This is a genomic window from Chitinophaga sp. LS1 (genome assembly GCF_034274695.1).
GTDB lineage: Bacteria > Bacteroidota > Bacteroidia > Chitinophagales > Chitinophagaceae > Chitinophaga.
Genome location: NZ_CP128362.1, coordinates 8,257,781 through 8,277,190, shown reverse-complemented (window position 1 = coordinate 8,277,190; position 19,410 = coordinate 8,257,781). Strand labels below are relative to the sequence as shown.

Here is a 19,410-nt window from a genome sequence, read left to right as displayed (position 1 = left end):
AAAATAAAGAAACGCACTCACAAGCGTAAATAAAAAACGCTGACACAAGTGTAAATAAAAAAATAAACGCCCCGACTTGACCGGGGCGTTTTTCCACTCTGCACAGGATTTGAATTGTTAACTATTTCAGGGACGCAATTGCGCTTTTTGCGGCTGCAATTGTTTCGTCCAGATCTTCGATTGTCAAAGCATTACTTACGAACCAGCTTTCGAATGCGGAAGGAGGCAGGTAAATACCTTTTTCCAGCATAGTATGGAAGAAACGCTTAAATAATTCGTTGTTTGCGCCAGAGGCTGCGTCAAAATCAATAATAGGATATTCTGCGAAATGCACACTCAGCATTGAACCAATGCTATTTACCTGATGAACGATGCCAGCCGCATTTAATACTGATTGTAAACCACCTGAGAGGTATGCTGTTTTTTCTGCCAATTGCCGGTAAATGTCAGGATTGTCGTTTAACGTCTGCAACAGTGTATAACCAGCTATCATGGCTATAGGATTGCCGCTCAATGTTCCAGCCTGATAGACTTTACCAGCTGGCGCAACATTTTCCATGATTTCCTTACGTCCGGCGAAAGCACCTACAGGCATCCCTGCGCCAATTATCTTGCCAAAGGTAACCAAATCTGCTTTAATATTGAACAGTTCCTGCGCACCTCCTCTGGCCAAACGGAAACCTGTCATTACCTCGTCGAAGATGAGCAGTATATTGTGCTCGTCGCAGATGTAACGAAGGCCATCCAAAAAACCTTGCTGGGGAAGGATACAGCCCATGTTTCCCGCTACTGGTTCTACGATAATAGCTGCTATCTGATCAGGATATTCCTTCACTAAATTTTCCACAGCCGGTAAATTATTGTAAGGAACGGTCAACGTATCTTCTGCAACAGATTGCGTAACTCCAGGCACAGATTGTATACCTAAAGTAGCCACTCCACTGCCTGCATTTACAAGAAATGCATCGGCATGGCCATGGTAGTTACCGGTGAATTTGATGAACTTATTGCGGCCTGTATAACCCCTGGCTACACGCATGGCTGACATACAGGCTTCTGTACCTGAGTTCACCATACGTACCATTTCAATATTCGGTACCATGCGCACGATCAGCTCCGCAATCTTAGTCTCCAGTTCTGTCGGCGCACCGAAAGAAGTGGAATAGCCCGCATATTCCTGGATGGCTTTTATCACTGGTTCATACGCATGACCCAGGATCATTGGTCCCCATGAATTGATATAATCAATATAGCGGTTGCCATCTACATCGTAGAGGTAAGCTCCCTTAGCACTCTTCATAAAGATAGGCGTACCGCCTACACTTTTGAATGCGCGTACCGGGGAGTTTACACCACCGGGAATGACATTTTTAGCGTGTTCGAAAAATTTCTTGCTTTGCTCGTACATGGTAGTAGTTAAGCTGTTTATTGTAATAATTTAGCTGCGTCTTTCGCAAAATAAGTAGCAATCAGGCTGGCTCCTGCACGCTTGATGCTGGTCAGTGTTTCCAGTATGGTCTTGTTCTCATCCAGCCATCCTTTTTGTGCAGCAGCCTTGATCATGGCGTACTCTCCACTTACATGGTAAGCGCTGATCGGTACATGTACATTATCTTTCAAAATACGGATAATATCCAGGTAAGCCAATGCTGGTTTTACCATTACAATATCCGCGCCTTGTTCTATATCCTGCAGTGTTTCCAGGATTGCTTCTGTGGAGTTTGCATAATCCATCTGGTAAGTTTTCTTGTCACCAAAACCTGGTGCAGAATCCAGTGCATCGCGGAACGGACCATAGAAACAGGAAGCGTATTTTGCACTATATGCCATGATACCTACCTTGGTAAAATTATTTTCTTCCAGGATGTTGCGGATAGCCAGAATACGGCCGTCCATCATATCACTTGGGGCTACGAAGTCAGCACCTGCCTGTGCATGGCTGAGGCTCATGCGGGTCAGTACTTCCACAGTCGCATCGTTTACGATCTGCTCATTCTCTACGATACCATCATGACCATAGATGGAATAAGGATCCAATGCCACATCCGTCATCACAACGATTCCAGGAACTGCTTCCTTGATGGCTTTGATGCTACGCTGCATCAATCCATCCGGATTTACTGCTTCTGTACCTTTATTATCTTTCAGGTTATCAGGAACCATTACGAACAGCAACACACTCTTAATACCCAGGCTCCACAATTCTTTTACCTCTTCTACGATCAGATCCAATGAATACCGGAAATAACCCGGCATGGAAATGATCTCTTCCTTCACATTTTTCCCCTCTACAATGAATAAGGGGGCAATGAAATCGCTCGGCCTTAAAATCGTTTCCGCAACCATAGCACGTATGGCGGGAGTAGCTCTCAAAATTCTGTTACGGCGAATCATATTATCTCTGTTTTTGTAGTTAGCAATTTATGCCCATTCACGGGGTTGCAGGTATTCCACCATCCTGGCTTCAGCACTACCTGGTTCCGGGTGATAATCGTACTCCCAGCGGGCCCTGGGTGGTAAGCTCATTAAGATAGATTCAATTCTGCCATTGGTTTTAAGACCAAATAAAGTACCTCTGTCATGGATCAGGTTGAACTCTACATAACGACCTCTCCTGTATTCCTGCCAGTCTTTATTGGCAGTGGTGTAAGGTAAATCTTTTGTCTTTTCCACGATGGGCAGGTAAGCGGGAATAAAAGCTTCTCCGGTAGCTTTGGAAAAACGATATAAGTCTTCCGCAGTTCTGCCGGCATCAGGGCGGAGGTAATCGTAGAAGATACCGCCTATGCCGCGTGTTTCATTATTGCGATGTTTGTTTACAAAGTATTCATCGCATTGTTTTTTATAGAGCGGATACAATGCTGCGCCAAAAGGATCGCAGGCATTTTTGAATGTGCGATGGAAGTGTTTGCCATCTTCTTCATCCATATAATAAGGCGTGAGATCCGCCCCACCACCAAACCAGCTATCTTTTATATTACCCTGTGCATCGTACAGCTCAAAGTAGCGCCAGTTGGCATGTACAGTAGGTACATAAGGATTGAGCGGATGGATTACCAGCGAGATACCACAGGCCATAAACTGACCGCCGGTTACACCAAACTGTTTCGCCATTACTTCCGGCAATTCTCCTTCTACGACCGAAGTGTTTACACCACCTTTCTCAAACACATTACCATCTACGATCACGCGGGTTTTACCACCACCGCCACCAGGGCGTTCCCAGCGATCTTCGCGGAAGGTCGCTTTCCCATCAATCTTTTCCAATGCTGCACAGATATCATCCTGCAGCTGATGTATAAAGGAAATGAACTTTTCTTTAACGCTCATTAGTACGCTTTTACAGTCTCAACAAATGCTTTTGCATGGTCTACCGGAACGTTTGGCAGAATGCCGTGTCCCAGGTTGGCTATATGTCTGTGGCCACCAAAGCTTTTCAGCATGTTCTTCACTGCTTTTTCGATTTCCGGAATAGGTGCCAGTAATTTGGCAGGATCGAAATTGCCCTGCAAAGTTACGTTCGGACCAGCAAACTGTCTTGCCAGTTCAGGTTTGATGCACCAGTCAATACCGAGGCCATGGGCACCGGTTGCAGCCATTTCTTCCAGTGCGAACCAGGCTCCTTTTGCAAAGAGAATGGTAGGACAAACATCTTTCAGCGCAGCTACGATCTGGCGCATATATTGAAGAGAGAAAATTTCGAAGTCTTCAGGGCTCAGCATACCACCCCATGAATCAAAGATCTGTACGAGGTCAGCACCGGCTTTCACCTGTTCTTTCAGATAGATGATGGTAGTATCTGTGATCATTTGCAGCAGCTGATGTGCCACTGCTGGTTGCTGATAGCAGAATTGCTTTGCACCATCAAATGTTTTGGAACCACGGCCTTGTACCATATAGCAGAGCAGGGTCCATGGTGCACCTGCAAAACCGATCAAAGGAACAGCACCATCCAGTGCCTGTTTGGTCATGCGCAGGGCATCGAATACATAACCGAGTTTATCATTTACATCGGGAACGCATATCCTTTTCATGTCTTCCACGGTTCTGATCGGATCTGGTAAAACCGGGCCGGTTTTTTCGATCAGTTGTACTTCGAGGCCCATAGCCTGAGGTACCACGAGAATGTCGGAGAAGATAATGGCAGCATCAACGCCTACCTGGTGTACAGGCATCACAGTGATTTCTGTAGCCAGTTCAGGTTTCATACAGCGTTCAAAGAAGGAATATTTTTCCCGCAGCTTGATATAATCAGGGAGATAACGGCCGGCCTGGCGCATCATCCATACAGGTGTACGTTCCGTTTTTTCTCCGCGTAAAGCTCTCAGTAAAAGGTCATTCTTTAATGCACTCATTAGTCTCAGTTATGATTTTTAAAATAAGTTATTGCAAGTTGTAGCAGGTTCTTTGCCGATGGTTTTTCTTCATTCATCACGACTACCTGACTGGTATATGCTTTCAGCGCATCGCCGGTAGTCTGCCCGATAGCGAAGCAAACCGTATCTGGTGCCAGTTGATTATAATGAAAATAGGATTCTACGCCACTGGGGCTGAAAAAAAGCACCCCATCAATATGCCCCTCAATGGGAACCGGGACAGGAATCGTTTCATAGACTACGACTTCCTTCAGATCGATCTGATGTTGTTGAAGCAGATCCGGCAGTGTATCACGACGTTTGTTGCCGCAGAAAAAAACAGCAGAATGGATATTGCGGGTGGCGATCATTTGATGGGCCAGTTCCGCTGCATGATCGGCGGTGGCAACGATGGTAGCCTTTGGAAATATTTTTTGAACAGTTTCGAGCGTGTTGCCTGACAGGCAACAGACTTGTGTGGGAGCAGTAACACCTTTAATACTTAACACAGCATTTGCGCTGGTAAAAACGGTGACATTGCATGTTTGTATCAGCTGATTGATTTCTTCCCGAAATTCAGGAGAAATGAAAATGGGTGCTATCTCTACAAAACCATGTATGCGAAGCTGGGCATCATTTTCCTCAGCTAATTCATGAAGAATAGCCGGTAGCGTTTTTGTACTTAATATGTTGTACTTATTTGCCATTTTTTATCTGCGCTACAATTTTATCCCCACCTTGTGTGAGAATTTTTTCAGCAGCACGCTTCCCAATAACCGCCGCCTCTTCCAAAGGCGCACGATCAGCAATACTCAGCAACGTGTCCCCATTCAGACTACACAGCTCACCATTGAATTCCACCACTCCATCTTTAATAGATGCATATGCACTGATCGGAGTGGTACAACCACCCATCAGCGTACGTAAGAAGTCGCGTTCAATACGTGTGCACAATGCAGTCGACAGATCATTCAGTGCTTCCAGTGCCTGGCGGCAGTAATCATCATTCTCACGGCACACAGACACCACTGCACCCTGTGCAGGTGCCGGCAGCATCCAGTCTATCTCTACAGAAGTAGGGGGGCGTACACCAATTCTTTCCAGGCCAGCAGTAGCAAAGATGGCGCCATCCCAGTATTCAGCAGCCAGTTTCTGCAGGCGTGTATTCACATTACCTCGCAGGTTATGGAGCTGATGCTGTGGATATTTACGCAACCATTGTGCTTTACGACGTACGCTACTGGTAGCGATATTCGCAACATATTCCGGTTGATCCAGGAAAGCGGTATCTGTTTTATATACCAGCAGGTCCTTTACAGGGCCTCTTTCAAGAACAGCGGCCTGTATAATACCTGTAGGCAGTTGAGTGGGAACGTCTTTGAGAGAATGTACGGCGATATCAATTCGTCCGTTCAGCAATGCGATATCAAGGCTTTTGGTGAATATTCCTTGTACGCCTATCTCATACAGTGGAGTGACGAGGTCTATATCGCCTTCGCTTTTTATAGGCACCAGCACAGTGGAGTATCCCTGTGCTTCCAGAAGGTCTTTAACTTTATTAGCCTGCCACAGTGCGAGCTGGCTTTCCCTTGTGCCGATCTTAATTTCTTTACTCATTATGATTAATCCTACTTAACTCCTGCCTCAAATATATCGTTGATCATTGCGATGTACTGATCACTTTTATCTGTTTCCCGGCGCACCTTTCCAGCCATCAGGTTGATCATTTTCTGGATGATACGCGACGAGACAGCTTCCATATCTTCCAGTTTATATTGTGCGCCGTTTTTTTGCTCCCGGATCTCTTTGGTATGGATTTCCTGTAGCTTATCTTTTACGGCTTTGAGTACGACTGCATGCTTACGCATTTTGTACCAGTAGAGGAACTCGTTCATATGCTCTTCTATAATAGAGAGTGCTTTTGGCACTTCCTGCTGGCGCATCTGCAATGTTTCGTCCTGTATCTTAGACAATTCATCTACGTTTACCAGAGAAATATGTGGGAGTTCACTGACATCCGGTGCCACATTGAAAGGAATAGAGAGGTCGATAATTAATTTAGGACCTGCACTTTCAAAGTGTTGTTTGAGGATATTGGGTTCCGGTGCATTGGAGGCTACCAGAATAATATCGGCTCTGTTCAGCTCTTCTGCCAGGTGCTCGTAGGGAGCGTGGCGTAGCCCGTGTTGTCTGGCGAATTCTTCGGCAGTAGCGAGTGTTCTGTTCACCAGTGTCACATCGGTTACCCCGAGGTAATCCATCATATTCTTAATGGTATTACGCCCTATCTTTCCTACACCTACCAGTAAAATCTTTTTATTGAGAATGTCCGGCACCTTATATTCCAGCATACGTACAGCGGCAAAAGCGACAGATACGGTACCGGCACTGAGGGCGGTTTCATTCTTAATCAGTTTTGATACCTGCAGTACACTATTTACAAGTCGCTCCTGGAAACCGCCAAGGCATCCGTTGGTTTTTGCAAATCTTGTAGCGTTACGGATCTGACCGATGATTTCATAGTCACCCAGGATCTGAGAATCGAGACCGGTACCTACCTGGTACAGGTGCTTGATGGCTTCTTCGCCTGATTTAACATAGGAGAGCTGGCTGAAAAGGTTGCAATCGCCATCAGTCTGACGACACACCATTTCTACCAGTTGTTGTGGATCTTCAGCAAAGCCATAGATCTCTGTTCTGTTACAAGTGGAGAGTACGAACACATCATCGAGGTACGCAGTTTTTGCCTGCTCGAGCAATTGCCCGTATTGTGCCTGATTAATTGCGAACGACCCCCTTATAGCTGCATCTGTCTTTTTATAGTTGATACCAACTATATGATAATGGGCTATATCCTTTGATTGACTACCCTGCATTGTTTATTATAAGCTTCCGGTGCAAAAATACATTCATACGATGCAACATCAGGCATCAGGCTGTCATTAGTTAGTCATTTCCACTGATGGTGATCAGGTTTAGCAGAAAAATGATTTTTATCAGTTTGTGTGTTAATTCTGGTCAGATGGGCCTTAATCAGTTATTTCAACAATTGTATGACATTTTCAGGGCAACAAACCTATTACATTTGCATCAATTTTTAAAGAGTCTATGGAAGCTAAATCTGATATAGGAATTATTCTGATGAACCTGGGGTCACCGGATTCTACCGCAGTACCTGATGTGAAGCGATATTTAAATGAATTTCTGATGGACAAAAGGGTGATCGATTACCCTTACCTGTTCCGTTTATTGCTGATCAAAGGTATCATAGTACCCCGGCGCGCGCCGAAGTCCGCTGAGGCATATCAGTCTATCTGGTGGCCGGAAGGCTCTCCCCTGATCGTGTTGACAAAGCAATTGCAGAATGCTGTACGCCACGACCTGGATATGCCCGTAGAGATAGCGATGCGTTATGGTAATCCCTCTCAGGAAGCGGCCTACGAAAATCTGTTGAAGCAGAATCCCAACCTGAAAGAAGTGGTATTACTGCCGCTGTACCCGCACTATGCCATGTCATCTTATGAAACGGCGGTAGAGCATGCGAAGAGCGTACATAAAAAGAAGAAGTACCCGTTCAAACTCACGGTCGTACCTCCTTATTATAAAGAACCTGATTACATCAATGCACTGGCAGAGAGCATGCGTCCTTACGTAACGAAGGACTTTGACCACCTGCTGTTCAGTTATCATGGCGTACCGGAAAGGCATATACACAAAGGCGATATCACAGGTAAACATTGCCTGCAGGTAGCGGATTGTTGTCATGTAGATTCACCGGCGCATGATTATTGTTATCGTCATCAGGTACATATTACTGCAGAACTGGTAGCAGAAAAACTGAAAATTCCACGGGAGAAATGGAGTGTATCCTTCCAGTCCAGACTGGGAAGGGAAGAATGGCTCAAGCCATACACGGCTGTAAAACTGGAAGAGTTGCCAAAGCAAGGTGTAAAACGCCTGCTGGTAGCCTGTCCGGCTTTCGTATCCGATTGCCTTGAAACGCTGGAAGAAATAGCGGTGGAAGGAAAGCATTCTTTTATCAGTAGCGGTGGAGATAGTTTCACTATGATCCCCTGTTTGAACATACACCCACTGTGGGTGCAGGCAATCGTGAAGTGGATGGGGGCGTTGCAAGCCAATAATTAATCATGGATACACAACAACCTGTTATCATTGTAGGCGCCGGTATAGCCGGGCTAAGCATCGCCTACGAGTTACAGAAAAAAGGAATCCCTTATCAGATACTGGAGGCAGGAGATAAGGCCGGAGGCGTGATCCGCTCTTTGCATATCGATGGCTATGAGCTGGATGCAGGACCTAATTCTATTGGTGCTACACCTGATACATTGTCGTTTCTTGAAGAGATCGGATTGAAAGATGTAGTGATGGAAGCGACGGCTGCCAGTAAGAATCGTTTTCTTGTAAGGAACGGACAGTTACATGGTATTTCGCCCAACCCGGCGAAGATTATCAGTTCGAAATATGTAAGCGGTGGCGCTAAGTGGCGATTGTTCACGGAGAGTTTCCGCAAAGCAGATAAAACGACAACCGAAGAATCGGTTACTTCTTTTGTGACCCGTCGTTTTGGTACGGAGATCATGGAGTATGTATTTGAACCGGTTTTGTCTGGTATTTATGCAGGTAATCCTGATAAATTATCTATACAGGAAGTGCTGCCCATTTTGCCAAAGTGGGAAAAAACCTATGGTAGTGTGACCAAAGGTATGATGAAGAGCAAAGGCGAAATGGGGGGGCGTAAGATCATTGCTTTCAAAGGAGGTAACCAGGTATTGCCTGAGCGACTGGTATCACTGTTACAAACAGAAGTAAAACTGGCGTGCAGGGTAACCGGTATTACCAAAGGAGCGACTGATTACATCGTGCAGTATGAGGAAAATGGACAAACACAGATGCTGAATGCGGGGCATGTGATCTTTACCACGCCATCTTATGCCACAGCGGGTGCGATTGCAGGTTTCGATGCAGGCTTGTCTGCTACATTAAAAGATCTCCATTATCCACATATGGGTGTACTGCACCTTGGTTTTGGACAGGAAGCAAAGGACAAAATTCCTGAAGGCTTTGGTTTCCTGGTACCACATGCGGAGCAGAAACATTTCCTGGGAGCTATTTGTAATTCAGCGGTATTCCCATCAAGGGCACCGGAGGGAAAGGTATTGTTTACAGTATTCATAGGTGGTGCACAGCAGGAATCTCTGTTTGAGCAGATGGGAACTGTACAATTGCAACAAACTGTGGTAAAAGAATTCATGGCATTGCTGGGATTGACCACGCCTCCTGAATTACAAAAATTCAGTGAGTGGCACAAAGCCATTCCGCAATTGAATGTAGGCTTTGCAGCTACCAGACAACAGATCAAATCATTTGAAGAAAAATACCCGGGAATAATAATAGCAGGAAATTATGTGACGGGAGTATCTATCCCCGGAATCATAACAGGGGCGAAAGCTATTGTAGCGCGGATTTTTTAAAGCCGGCGGCAGGCCATCCTTTCGAGGGGGGTATCATAAATAAATGAAACTCCTGGGAAACGCATAAAATGGAATCTGGCTTCATCAGGTATCCGAATTAAAAGAGGGTGTTCTAATTTCGGATACGCCCTCTTTTTTTTATAAAATGCGTTTTTGTTTATGGCAAAAAAGAACCGTACATTCAGTACATAAATTCCACTGAATGATCATAGGGGTTCTAAAAGAACAGCTACCAGAAAAAAGGGTTTCTTTAGTACCGGACATAGTAAAGCAGCTGGGAAAACAGGGCGTAACTGTTTGGGTAGAACCAGATGCGGGCGCAGCCGCTTTTTATGCCGATGATACCTATATACAGGCCGGGGCCGCTGTCAGGCCCAGGAAGGAGATCCTGCAACAATCAGATTTGGTATGCAGCATACAGATGCCGGAAGATTGGCAGTTACTCCGGGCTGGCACTATCTTAGCCGGTGTTTATCAACCATTACATCACCACGAATTAATGCAGCAATGGGCTGCGCATTCTCTCACTACTTACAGTCTGGACAACATACCCCGAACTACGCGTGCACAATCGATGGATATACTGAGCTCACAGGCGAACATTGCCGGTTACAAAGCGGTATTGGTAGCAGCCGTCTCGTATGGCCGTTATTTCCCCATGTTCATGACGGCAGCAGGAACTATCGCACCTGCCAAAGTATTGATACTGGGCGCCGGCGTAGCAGGGTTACAGGCCATTGCCACTGTACGCAGACTGGGAGGCGTGGTCGAAGTATTTGATACCCGACCGGTAGTAAGAGAAGAAGTGATGAGTCTCGGCGCCAAATTCATCTCCGTAGAAGGCGCTGCCGATGCCTCGCATGCCGGTGGTTACGCAGTAGAACAAACAGCAGATTACAAACAACAACAGGAAGCCCTGATCGCTGCCAGTATCGCCAAAGCAGACATCGTGATCACTACCGCACAGATACCCGGAAAACGCGCACCGATATTGGTATCAGAAGATATGATTAACAGCATGCGTGCCGGTAGTGTGATCGTAGACCTTGCCGCAGGTACAGGTGGCAACACCGCCCTGACCAGGGACCAGGCCACCATCCGGCACAATGGTATTACAATAATTGGGGACTCCAACCTCGCAGCCAGCATGCCTGCTGATGCCAGTAAACTGTATGCTAAGAACGTATTCAACTTCCTGCAACTACTGATCAAAGACGGTCAGTTAGTCAATAACCTACAAGACGATATCGTAAAAGGTGCCTGTATCACCCACGAAGGTGCAGTGACCAGTGAAAGACTACAGGCCGTATTAAAATAATAGCATAATGGACCTTTTTTCGTTTTTCGAACAACATATGGAGATGACCTATGTGGTGATACTCTCCGTTTTTCTGGGTATAGAAGTTATTTCCCGTGTACCGTCGGTATTACATACACCCCTGATGAGTGGTGCCAATGCCATTCATGGGGTCGTGATCATTGGGGCTATCATCGTGATGGGAGAGGCGGAGAAAGATAATTACCTCGCACTGATCTTAGGTTTTCTCGCTGTCATCTTAGGCACGCTGAATGTAGTCGGTGGTTTTGTGGTGACGGACCGTATGCTGGAAATGTTCAAGTCAAAGAAAAATAAATAGTTCATGTTATCATTGATATACCTGATTGGCTCTGTTACATTTATTGTTGGCCTGAAAATGTTAAGTCATCCCGCTACTGCCCGCAAAGGCAATCTCATAGCCGCGGGAGGGATGACGATCGCAATATTGGGTACGATATTTTTATATACGCGTAATGGGGAACACCTGCATAATTTCTGGTGGATCGCTGGCGGATTATTGATAGGAGGGGTAATAGGATTGGTGTCTGCAAAGAAGGTGAAGATGACGGCAATGCCAGAGATGGTAAGTATATTCAATGGTATGGGTGGTGCGTGTGCGGCATTGATATCAGTAGTAGAATTTGAGCATGTAAATGCAGCAACAGAAAGCCTGCATTTACTGATCATATTTGCTGGATTAATTATCGGAAGCGTATCATTTGCGGGATCAGTGATTGCATGGGGAAAACTAAATGGAAAGATCAAAGACATTGCCTTCAAAGGCCAGCATATTTTCAACCTATTATTGCTTGTGGTAATTGTAGCCGTAGCTGCATTCGTAATAGGAGTGCAGCCGGTTACAATGTTGTGGTGTATGTTGGTCGTGCTACTATTATCGCTGTTATATGGCGTGTTTTTTGTGTTGCCGATAGGAGGTGCGGATATGCCTGTGGTGATTTCATTGTTGAATTCATTTACTGGTGTGGCAGCGGCTTGTGGCGGTTTTTTGTATGATAATCCGGTGATGTTGACAGGCGGTATATTAGTAGGTTCTGCGGGAACTATTTTGACGATACTGATGTGTAAAGCAATGAACCGTTCCCTGAAGAATGTATTGATCGGCAGTTTTGGTGGAGGTACTACTACAAGCAGTCATAAAGAACAGGGTGCATACAGGGAGATTAGTTTGTCAGATGCCGCTGTGGTATTAGCTTATGCACATAAGGTAATGATCGTACCTGGCTATGGATTGGCGGTAGCACAGGCGCAGCATGCCTGTCATGAATTAGAAGTAATGCTGGAAGAAAAAGGTGTAGAGGTAAGATATGCCATTCATCCTGTAGCAGGACGAATGCCGGGACATATGAATGTGTTGCTGGCAGAGGCAGATGTACCTTATGAGAAATTACTGGAAATGGAACAGGCAAATCCACGGTTCAATACAACAGATGTGGTGCTGGTATTAGGCGCCAATGATGTAGTGAATCCGGCTGCCAAAAGTGATCCTGCCTCGCCAATTTACGGCATGCCGATATTAGAAGTAGAAAGTGCAAAAACAGTGATTGTAAATAAAAGAAGTATGAAGCCCGGTTACGCAGGCATAGAGAATGAATTGTTTTTCAGGCCAAAGACAGCGATGCTGTTTGGAGATGCGAAAGCCGTGATGCAGCAATTGATAGCGGAGATAGCGCAGGTGTAGATAATGGAGATAGTGCAGGTGTAGATAGCGGGGATAGTACAGGTGTAAATAGCGGAGATAGCACAGGCAAAAAAAAATATAACTTACGGCCTGAACTATATTTAATTAGCCCTTGAAAACATTGGTATTACTGTTGGCATTCAGTCTGTTCGCTGCGTGTGCGTTCGATCCGTTTAACTATCTGAGCCGATGATCTCTGTGATTTTAGCATCTCCCTGTTCGATCCGTTTAACTATCTGAGCCGATGATCTTCTGTGATTTCAGCATCTCCCTGTTCGATCCGTTTAACTATCTGAGCCGATGATCTTCTGTGATTTTAGCATCTCCCTGTTCGATCCGTTTAACTATCTGAGCCGATGATCTTCTGTGATTTCAGCATCTCCCCGTTCGATCCGTTTAAATTTATCTGAGCCGATCATACCTTTATTTTCAGTATTTTGCCGCAAAAAGCGGGTTGGATCTTCCAAAAAAATTTACTGATAGTCTGATTTCGCTGCCTGAAATGGATTTGGCAGCTTTTTTGCGTGTACATGCGGCGGAAGAAAAGGTAACTTCGCTGCGTATTAATCCGAACAAGATAAAGGATAGGGACGCGACAGAAAAAATACTGGGAGAATTGGCTACCAATGGGTACAGCCGGGTCCCATGGACGACTGACGGGTACTATCTGGCTGAAAGGCCGTCTTTTACATTTGATCCATATTTTCACGCAGGGGCCTACTACGTACAGGAGGCTTCTTCCATGTTCCTGGAACAGGTATTACGGCAGGCATGTGACCTGACTGCTCCTCTCAAAGTGCTGGACCTTTGTGCATCACCGGGAGGTAAGTCTACATTGTTGCAGTCTTTGATCAGTCCGGAGAGCCTGTTGGTATCCAATGAGGTGATCAAAACCCGGGCGGCACTGCTGGGAGACAATCTTTCCAGGTGGGGAGCTGCCAATGTGGTGGTTACAAACAATGACCCCCGTGATTTTGGTCGGTTGCCGGGTTTCTTCGATGTGATGGTGGTCGATGCGCCTTGTTCTGGTTCAGGGTTGTTTCGCAGGGAACCGGAGGCGATCAATGAGTGGTCAGAAGAAAATGTGATGTTGTGTAGTCAGCGACAGCAAAGGATCCTGGCCGATGCCATGCCGGCGCTGAAAGAAGGGGGGATCCTGATCTATGCCACCTGTTCTTACAGCAGGGAAGAAGATGAGGAGATCATGGACTGGTTACAGGCTAATTTTGAGCTGGAAAATATACCGGTGCCTTTACAACCTGACTGGCACATAGTAAAAACCGCAGCAGAAGGATATCGTTTTTATCCTGATAGAGTAAAGGGAGAGGGGTTCTTCATCACCTGCTTCCGCAGAAAATCAGGAGAGGAATATAGCGCTAAGAAACAACGGCATACACTCACAGCAGTCGATAAAAAAGACAGGGATAAGGTAACCCCGTGGTTACAGGACAGTGACGGCTTCTTTATGATGGCGCATCAGGGTGAGGTACTATTATTCCCTGAAATGCTGCAACCAGCTGTCGCCGTATTGCAGCAGCACTTATATTTGCGAAAGGCTGGCGTCAAAGCAGGTCAGTTGGCCGCAAAGGAACTGATACCAGATCACCAGCTGTCCATGAGTCCTTTGGTGGCAGGCGATGTGCAAAAAGTAGCATTGACCCGTGAACAGGCATTGAAGTACCTGAGAAAAGAGGATCCTGCCATTGCTGTAGTTATAAAAGGATGGGCATTAATGCAATATGGAGGAATGTCGCTGGGCTGGGCCAAGGTATTGCCAAACCGTATCAATAATTATTATCCTAAGGAACTCCGTATTCTGAAAGAAATTCAGGCTTGAAATCCTGTATAGGTTTCAAACCATAAAATATTTATAATTTAGTTGCCCGAAAGGTATAAACAGCGAAGTATGGTAAAATCGTTCATGACATTAGCGGTACTTGTATTATCAGTAGCAGGCGCGTATGCACAGGATATCATCCAGGTGCAGGGAACTACTCCTGACCTGTACGTACTGCACACAGTGAAAAAAGGTGAAACTTTATATAGCCTGGGCAGGACATTCAGTCTGCCTATCAAGGATATAGCTGCGGAGAATAACATTTCTGCCGATAAAGGTCTGCAGCTGGGACAGAATGTCAAGATCCCGCTGAATGGTACAAACTTCTCGCAAAAGGCGGATGCTGCAAGTGGTGGTGCGCCATTGTATCATAAAGTAGAAGCCAGCGAGACATTGTATCGCCTGAGTCTCAATCATAACAAGGTGCCGTTGGATAATATTCGTCGTTGGAACAACATGTCTGGCGATGGGTTGAAGAAGGATACCTACGTGATTATCGGTTACCTGAAAGGTGGCGGTGGTGGAGCGGTTGCACACAACCCTACACCAGCACCAGTTCCGACACCATCTACGCCGGCGCCAACGCCTGCTTCGGTAAATAACACACCGGCACCTACACCAACAGCTCCGGTTAGTAATAATAACCCTGCTCCGCCAGTAGAGTCTAATCCGGCACCATCTACGCCAGCACCGGCTCCAGCACCTGCAGAAACAACCAAACCAGTGACTACCGCAGGTTCTACATTTGAATCATTGTATGTACAGCAGACGGGCAATGGTAAAAATGCTACCACAGAAAAAGGGCCTGGTGGATGGTTCAAGAGTAATGCAGCTGCAGGTAAATATTATGCATTGCACAATACAGCGCAGCGCGGTACGATCATTAAAGTAACGAACCCGCTGAATGGTAAGTATATTTATGCAAAAGTGTTGGAGACGATTCCGCAGATCAAGCAGAATGCTGGTTTGATAATTAAATTGAGTGATTCAGCGCTGGAAGCATTGGGTACAAATGATCCGAAGTTCTACTGTGAATTGAGCTACGAGAATTAAAAACCAAGAACTAGAAACCAAGAATTAGTTACTAAGAACTAATTGTTAGTAACTAAGAACAAAGCACAAAGAACCGCAAACTTATACCGAAAGGTTTTGCTTTTGCGACAGCAAAAGCAAAACCTTTCGACTCACAAAAAAAGGCCTTCATCGAAGATGAAGGCCTTTTTTTGCCTATTAATTTGCCTATTAATTCACTCATCAATTCGCTCTGAACCCACGTAAGAACGCCTCTATATCCATCCGCTTTTTCCCCTCCAGTTGTATCTCCACCAGATTCAAATACCCATCACTCGCTGCTATTTTTAAATAGCTCTTCCCATCCGTCACAAACTCACCGGGAGCTACTGAAGGAACCGCCTTCTCTTTCGTCGCTTTAAAAATCTTCACACTCTTCCCCTGCAAAGTCGCCCATGCAGTAGGATAAGGACTCAATCCTCTAACAAGGTTATAAATATGATCAATAGAAGCCTCCCACTTAACCTGACAATCCTCCTTAAATATCTTCGGCGCATGCTTAATATCTTCCGCCTTAATATCGGCCTGCGGCACCTCATGCACATCCCCTTTCGCAATAGCCGTCACCGTTTTCAGCAACAACTCAGCCCCTGTCGCCATCAACGCATCATGCAATTCCCCTGCTGTTTCATCCTCTCTTATTGCCACCGCCTGACTAAACATCACATCTCCCGTATCAATCTCATGCTGCAACTTAAACGTTGTCACGCCCGACTCCTTCTCCCCATTAATAATCGCCCAGTTAATCGGCGCCGCCCCTCTATAATTCGGCAACAAAGACCCATGCACATTGATCGTCCCTAATTTCGGCATATCCCACACTACTACCGGCAGCATCCGAAACGCTACCACCACCTGCAGGTCTGCTTTCAACCCCCTCAACTCTTCCAGAAATTCCGGATTCTTCAACTTCTCCGGCTGCATTACATGCAATCCTTTACTCACCGCATACTTCTTCACCGCACTCTCCTGCAGCTGTAATCCACGGCCCGCCGGCTTATCCGGCGCCGTAATCACTCCCACCACATTAAATCCGTTCTGTACCAGTATATCCAGAGACGCCACTGCAAAATCTGGTGTACCCATAAATACGATCCTAAGAGAATCACTCTGCATATAGTAAATATTTCTTCCTGATAGTTTTAAAATGACTCAAAGCCGGTTCCCAGCTCTGACGAATAGCAGCCTCGCTCAATCCTTGTTTGATTTGCTGCTGCAAGGTAGTATTCCCTGCTAACCTGTTGAAACTACTGATAAAAAATTTATCCTTATTTGGGAACAATTGATAAGCCTGAATGAGCCATTTCAGTTGTACCTGGTTGTTCATCTTCGCTCTACTTTCTGCTGATGTACCCGTCAGGTTGTAACCATAGCAAGTTACATCCTTCAGCGGAGGTTCTTTCGCCCCTTCTGTGCTATGTGGCGTAAATGAGTACAGGTTCTTAGGAAACTCAGGACTACCAAACACCTGGAAAGGCAGGTCCGTACCTCTGCCCAGACTCAGAGCAGTACCTTCAAAGAGGCACATACTTGGATAGAGATAGATAGCTGCCATATTAGGCAGATTGGGAGAGGGTTTCACGGGCAGTTCGTAGTAGGTATGGTGATCATACTTTTTGCAGGTGATCACAGTGAGTTTACATTGCACGCCGTTCTTCAGCCATTTCTCACCATTCAGTAGTTTCGCATATTCACCCACAGTGAGGCCATGTACGATAGGAATGGGTTGCATACCAACAAAAGAACGAAGCGCCGTATCCAGAACAGGGCCATCTACATAATGACCATTTGGATTTGGCCGGTCCAGAACAATGAGTGGTTTATTATTTTCACCAGCAGATTCCATCAGTTCCTGTAAAGAAGAGATGTAAGTATAGAAGCGGGTGCCTACATCCTGAATATCAAAGATGAGGATGTCTACATCTTTCAGATCATTGGCATCAGCTTTTCTATGTTTGCCATAGAGCGATACAATGGTGAGACCGGTGGCGGCGTCTTTGCTGTTGCCTACTTTTTCGCCGGCGTCAGCCTTGCCTCGGAAGCCATGTTCGGGGCTGAAGATCTTTATGATATTCACCTTTAGTTTTAACAATGAATCTACGAGGTGCGTATTGCCAATCGTGGCTGTCTGATTGACCAGGAGAGCGACTCTTTTGCCTTTGAGCAGCGGAAGATACTCTGCTGTCCGGTCTGCCCCGGTAATGACCTGTGCCTTTGCCGGCAGCAGGAAAGAGGCCGAAATAATGAAGGAGAGGAGGAATTTATACATAGGATCAAAAATAGTAAAATTTACAGGCTTAATTTCCTATAATGCAGACAGAATGCACCTAACCACTTGGCACTTTAATCATTTTTCTTACCTTGCAGGTAATAAAATTCCTAAACACATAACAATTTATTTTATGCAAGCAGTTAAAAACGGAGATACGGTGCGTGTGCATTATCATGGCCGTCTGACCGACGGAACTACATTTGATTCCTCCGAAGGCAGAGACCCGCTGGAATTTCAGGTTGGCGCCGGTATGGTTATTAAAGGCTTCGACAGTGGTGTGGTGGATATGATACCAGGTGATAAGAAAACCCTAAATATTCCCGTTGAAGAGGCTTATGGCCCTAAAAACGACGAATTGATCATGGATTTCCCTAAGCAGAATATTCCGGAAGATCTGAATCCTCAGGTAGGTATGGAACTGCAGATGAGCAATCCACAGGGTCAGGTGTTTCCTGTGAAGGTAACTGCTATCAGCAGCGAATTTATCACTTTGGATGCGAATCATCCGCTGGCTGGTGAGCCATTGGTCTTTGATATTGAACTTGTAGAGATCGTATAATCAAGGATATAAGACAAAAGGGTGTTTGCTTTATGGCAAACACCCTTTTTCTTTTTATACGTTTTCTTCTTCCATTATTTCGATTTGTATAGGTCGCTTCTCGTCGTCGATGGCTACAAAGGTAAAGGAGCCGGATATGGCCTTTTCTCTGTGTGTAGTGTACATCTGTTCCACGTAAATATTCACCTCCACTTTCAGGCTTGTTTTGCCTACATGAACGACTTCACCGACGAGTTCTATAATGGTGCCATGTGGGATGGCTTTTTTAAAATCAATTTTGTCACTGGAAACGGTTACCATGCGCATTCTGCTGAAGCGGGTGGCGGTAATGAAGGCGACTTCGTCCATGAGTTGCATGGCGGTGCCGCCGAATAACGTATCGTAGTGGTTCACTGTGTTTGGAAACACCGCTTTGAAAATGCGGGTGACGGAATTGGCTATTTGCGCTTCGTAGGCCATAATGTTGATTTATCGCTTTAAAAATTGTTCCTTTTTAATTGTTCCTCTTTGTATTTCGTTTTCATCTCTTCCATGCAAGCGGCGCAAAGGCAACCTGAATATTGGGTAGCGATGAAGATTCGTTCTTCTTCATTAAGCGTAACCTCCTGGCATTGGCAGCGAAGAATAGAGCCGACCCGGCATTCGAATGTTTTGTTACAGCGTGGACAGCTGACGGTTTCATGTTCTGCCATAGCTTAAAGGTACGAAAAATATAGTGTTTGTCTGGAATGCTTGCTCCGAAAGCATTCCAGACAAACGCATAACAGCATTACGGAACAGCGAAGCTGTTCCGTAATGCTGCTCAGT

The 19,410-nt window shown here is 45.6% G+C and carries 19 protein-coding genes; 8 read left to right on the top strand and 11 right to left on the bottom strand.

Features of this window, described 5'->3' with window-relative positions; all coding sequences use genetic code 11:
- Nucleotides 1-121 precede the first annotated feature (121 nt).
- From hemL to hemA, 7 genes are read right to left on the bottom strand one after another with little or no spacing between them, the layout of a single operon-like run.
- A complete protein-coding gene (hemL, locus tag QQL36_RS33880; protein ID WP_083721491.1) occupies nt 122-1,408 on the bottom strand; it encodes a glutamate-1-semialdehyde 2,1-aminomutase in 1,287 nt (428 codons plus the stop codon).
- Nucleotides 1,409-1,425: 17 nt separating this feature from the next.
- A complete protein-coding gene (hemB, locus tag QQL36_RS33875) occupies nt 1,426-2,394 on the bottom strand; it encodes a porphobilinogen synthase (protein WP_083721490.1) in 969 nt (322 codons plus the stop codon).
- Nucleotides 2,395-2,421: 27 nt separating this feature from the next.
- Nucleotides 2,422-3,330, bottom strand: coding sequence for an oxygen-dependent coproporphyrinogen oxidase (hemF, locus tag QQL36_RS33870; protein ID WP_083721489.1), 909 nt, complete (start codon nt 3,328-3,330; stop codon nt 2,422-2,424).
- Nucleotides 3,330-4,355, bottom strand: coding sequence for a uroporphyrinogen decarboxylase (gene hemE, locus QQL36_RS33865; RefSeq protein WP_083721488.1), 1,026 nt, complete (start codon nt 4,353-4,355; stop codon nt 3,330-3,332). Before hemE ends, hemF begins: the two co-directional genes overlap by 1 nt.
- 5 nt (nt 4,356-4,360) lie before the next feature.
- Nucleotides 4,361-5,062: a uroporphyrinogen-III synthase gene (locus QQL36_RS33860; protein ID WP_083721487.1), complete on the bottom strand. Its 702-nt coding sequence runs from the start codon at nt 5,060-5,062 to the stop codon at nt 4,361-4,363.
- Entirely contained in the window at nt 5,052-5,972 is a 921-nt protein-coding gene (hemC, locus tag QQL36_RS33855) for a hydroxymethylbilane synthase (protein WP_321568298.1), read from the bottom strand. The genes QQL36_RS33860 and hemC overlap by 11 nt, the downstream gene beginning before the upstream one ends.
- An 11-nt stretch (nt 5,973-5,983) precedes the next feature.
- Complete coding sequence (gene hemA, locus QQL36_RS33850) at nt 5,984-7,231, bottom strand: glutamyl-tRNA reductase (RefSeq protein WP_321568297.1); 1,248 nt, start codon at nt 7,229-7,231, stop codon at nt 5,984-5,986.
- A gap of 232 nt (nt 7,232-7,463) precedes the next feature.
- Between hemA and hemH the strand changes: the two genes are divergently transcribed.
- The 7 genes from hemH (at nt 7,464) to QQL36_RS33815 (ending at nt 15,754) form a co-directional block, all read left to right on the top strand.
- Nucleotides 7,464-8,501, top strand: coding sequence for a ferrochelatase (gene hemH / locus QQL36_RS33845; protein WP_083721484.1), 1,038 nt, complete (start codon nt 7,464-7,466; stop codon nt 8,499-8,501).
- 2 nt (nt 8,502-8,503) lie between these two features.
- Complete coding sequence (gene hemG, locus QQL36_RS33840; RefSeq protein ID WP_083721483.1) at nt 8,504-9,847, top strand: protoporphyrinogen oxidase; 1,344 nt, start codon at nt 8,504-8,506, stop codon at nt 9,845-9,847.
- A gap of 202 nt (nt 9,848-10,049) precedes the next feature.
- Nucleotides 10,050-11,165, top strand: coding sequence for a Re/Si-specific NAD(P)(+) transhydrogenase subunit alpha (locus QQL36_RS33835; RefSeq protein ID WP_321568296.1), 1,116 nt, complete (start codon nt 10,050-10,052; stop codon nt 11,163-11,165).
- Between the two features lie 7 nt (nt 11,166-11,172).
- Complete coding sequence (locus QQL36_RS33830; protein WP_083721481.1) at nt 11,173-11,484, top strand: NAD(P) transhydrogenase subunit alpha; 312 nt, start codon at nt 11,173-11,175, stop codon at nt 11,482-11,484.
- Nucleotides 11,485-11,487: 3 nt separating this feature from the next.
- A complete protein-coding gene (locus QQL36_RS33825; RefSeq protein WP_083721480.1) occupies nt 11,488-12,864 on the top strand; it encodes an NAD(P)(+) transhydrogenase (Re/Si-specific) subunit beta in 1,377 nt (458 codons plus the stop codon).
- A gap of 454 nt (nt 12,865-13,318) precedes the next feature.
- On the top strand, nt 13,319-14,701 hold the full coding sequence (locus tag QQL36_RS33820; protein ID WP_321568295.1) for a methyltransferase RsmF C-terminal domain-like protein: 1,383 nt from the start codon (nt 13,319-13,321) through the stop codon (nt 14,699-14,701).
- Nucleotides 14,702-14,770: 69 nt separating this feature from the next.
- Nucleotides 14,771-15,754 (top strand): LysM peptidoglycan-binding domain-containing protein, encoded by a 984-nt coding sequence (locus QQL36_RS33815; RefSeq protein WP_321568294.1) that lies wholly within the window; start codon nt 14,771-14,773, stop codon nt 15,752-15,754.
- A gap of 201 nt (nt 15,755-15,955) precedes the next feature.
- Here the strand turns inward: QQL36_RS33815 and fmt are convergent, their stop codons facing one another.
- Both fmt and QQL36_RS33805 read right to left on the bottom strand, forming a co-directional pair.
- Entirely contained in the window at nt 15,956-16,888 is a 933-nt protein-coding gene (gene fmt, locus QQL36_RS33810) for a methionyl-tRNA formyltransferase (RefSeq protein WP_083721477.1), read from the bottom strand.
- The gene (locus QQL36_RS33805) at nt 16,878-18,041 is read right to left on the bottom strand and encodes an exo-beta-N-acetylmuramidase NamZ domain-containing protein (protein ID WP_083721476.1); all 1,164 of its coding nucleotides are present in this window, start codon (nt 18,039-18,041) and stop codon (nt 16,878-16,880) included. Before QQL36_RS33805 ends, fmt begins: the two co-directional genes overlap by 11 nt.
- Nucleotides 18,042-18,174: 133 nt before the next feature.
- Here QQL36_RS33805 and QQL36_RS33800 point away from each other — a divergent pair, with 133 nt between their 5' ends.
- On the top strand, nt 18,175-18,603 hold the full coding sequence (locus QQL36_RS33800) for an FKBP-type peptidyl-prolyl cis-trans isomerase (protein ID WP_083721592.1): 429 nt from the start codon (nt 18,175-18,177) through the stop codon (nt 18,601-18,603).
- Nucleotides 18,604-18,657: 54 nt separating this feature from the next.
- On the opposite strand, the gene QQL36_RS33795 is transcribed toward QQL36_RS33800, so the two are convergent.
- Nucleotides 18,658-19,062, bottom strand: coding sequence for an acyl-CoA thioesterase (locus QQL36_RS33795; RefSeq protein WP_083721475.1), 405 nt, complete (start codon nt 19,060-19,062; stop codon nt 18,658-18,660).
- Nucleotides 19,063-19,079: 17 nt separating this feature from the next.
- A complete protein-coding gene (locus tag QQL36_RS33790; RefSeq protein WP_083721474.1) occupies nt 19,080-19,295 on the bottom strand; it encodes a cysteine-rich CWC family protein in 216 nt (71 codons plus the stop codon).
- Nucleotides 19,296-19,410: the final 115 nt, after the last annotated feature.

Excerpts from the sequence above, each read along its gene's own strand:
- QQL36_RS33800 (WP_083721592.1), top strand. The coding sequence starts at position 18,175 with ATGCAAGCAGTTAAAAACGGAGATACGGTGCGTGTGCATTATCATGGC.
- hemB (WP_083721490.1), bottom strand. The coding sequence starts at position 2,394 with ATGATTCGCCGTAACAGAATTTTGAGAGCTACTCCCGCCATACGTGCT.
- QQL36_RS33825 (WP_083721480.1), top strand. The coding sequence starts at position 11,488 with ATGTTATCATTGATATACCTGATTGGCTCTGTTACATTTATTGTTGGC.
- QQL36_RS33860 (WP_083721487.1), bottom strand. The coding sequence starts at position 5,062 with ATGGCAAATAAGTACAACATATTAAGTACAAAAACGCTACCGGCTATT.
- hemA (WP_321568297.1), bottom strand. The coding sequence starts at position 7,231 with ATGCAGGGTAGTCAATCAAAGGATATAGCCCATTATCATATAGTTGGT.
- QQL36_RS33830 (WP_083721481.1), top strand. The coding sequence starts at position 11,173 with ATGGACCTTTTTTCGTTTTTCGAACAACATATGGAGATGACCTATGTG.
- hemF (WP_083721489.1), bottom strand. The coding sequence starts at position 3,330 with ATGAGCGTTAAAGAAAAGTTCATTTCCTTTATACATCAGCTGCAGGAT.
- QQL36_RS33790 (WP_083721474.1), bottom strand. The coding sequence starts at position 19,295 with ATGGCAGAACATGAAACCGTCAGCTGTCCACGCTGTAACAAAACATTC.
- hemL (WP_083721491.1), bottom strand. The coding sequence starts at position 1,408 with ATGTACGAGCAAAGCAAGAAATTTTTCGAACACGCTAAAAATGTCATT.
- QQL36_RS33795 (WP_083721475.1), bottom strand. The coding sequence starts at position 19,062 with ATGGCCTACGAAGCGCAAATAGCCAATTCCGTCACCCGCATTTTCAAA.
- hemE (WP_083721488.1), bottom strand. The coding sequence starts at position 4,355 with ATGAGTGCATTAAAGAATGACCTTTTACTGAGAGCTTTACGCGGAGAA.
- QQL36_RS33805 (WP_083721476.1), bottom strand. The coding sequence starts at position 18,041 with ATGTATAAATTCCTCCTCTCCTTCATTATTTCGGCCTCTTTCCTGCTG.
- hemH (WP_083721484.1), top strand. The coding sequence starts at position 7,464 with ATGGAAGCTAAATCTGATATAGGAATTATTCTGATGAACCTGGGGTCA.
- hemG (WP_083721483.1), top strand. The coding sequence starts at position 8,504 with ATGGATACACAACAACCTGTTATCATTGTAGGCGCCGGTATAGCCGGG.
- QQL36_RS33815 (WP_321568294.1), top strand. The coding sequence starts at position 14,771 with ATGGTAAAATCGTTCATGACATTAGCGGTACTTGTATTATCAGTAGCA.
- hemC (WP_321568298.1), bottom strand. The coding sequence starts at position 5,972 with ATGAGTAAAGAAATTAAGATCGGCACAAGGGAAAGCCAGCTCGCACTG.
- fmt (WP_083721477.1), bottom strand. The coding sequence starts at position 16,888 with ATGCAGAGTGATTCTCTTAGGATCGTATTTATGGGTACACCAGATTTT.
- QQL36_RS33835 (WP_321568296.1), top strand. The coding sequence starts at position 10,050 with ATGATCATAGGGGTTCTAAAAGAACAGCTACCAGAAAAAAGGGTTTCT.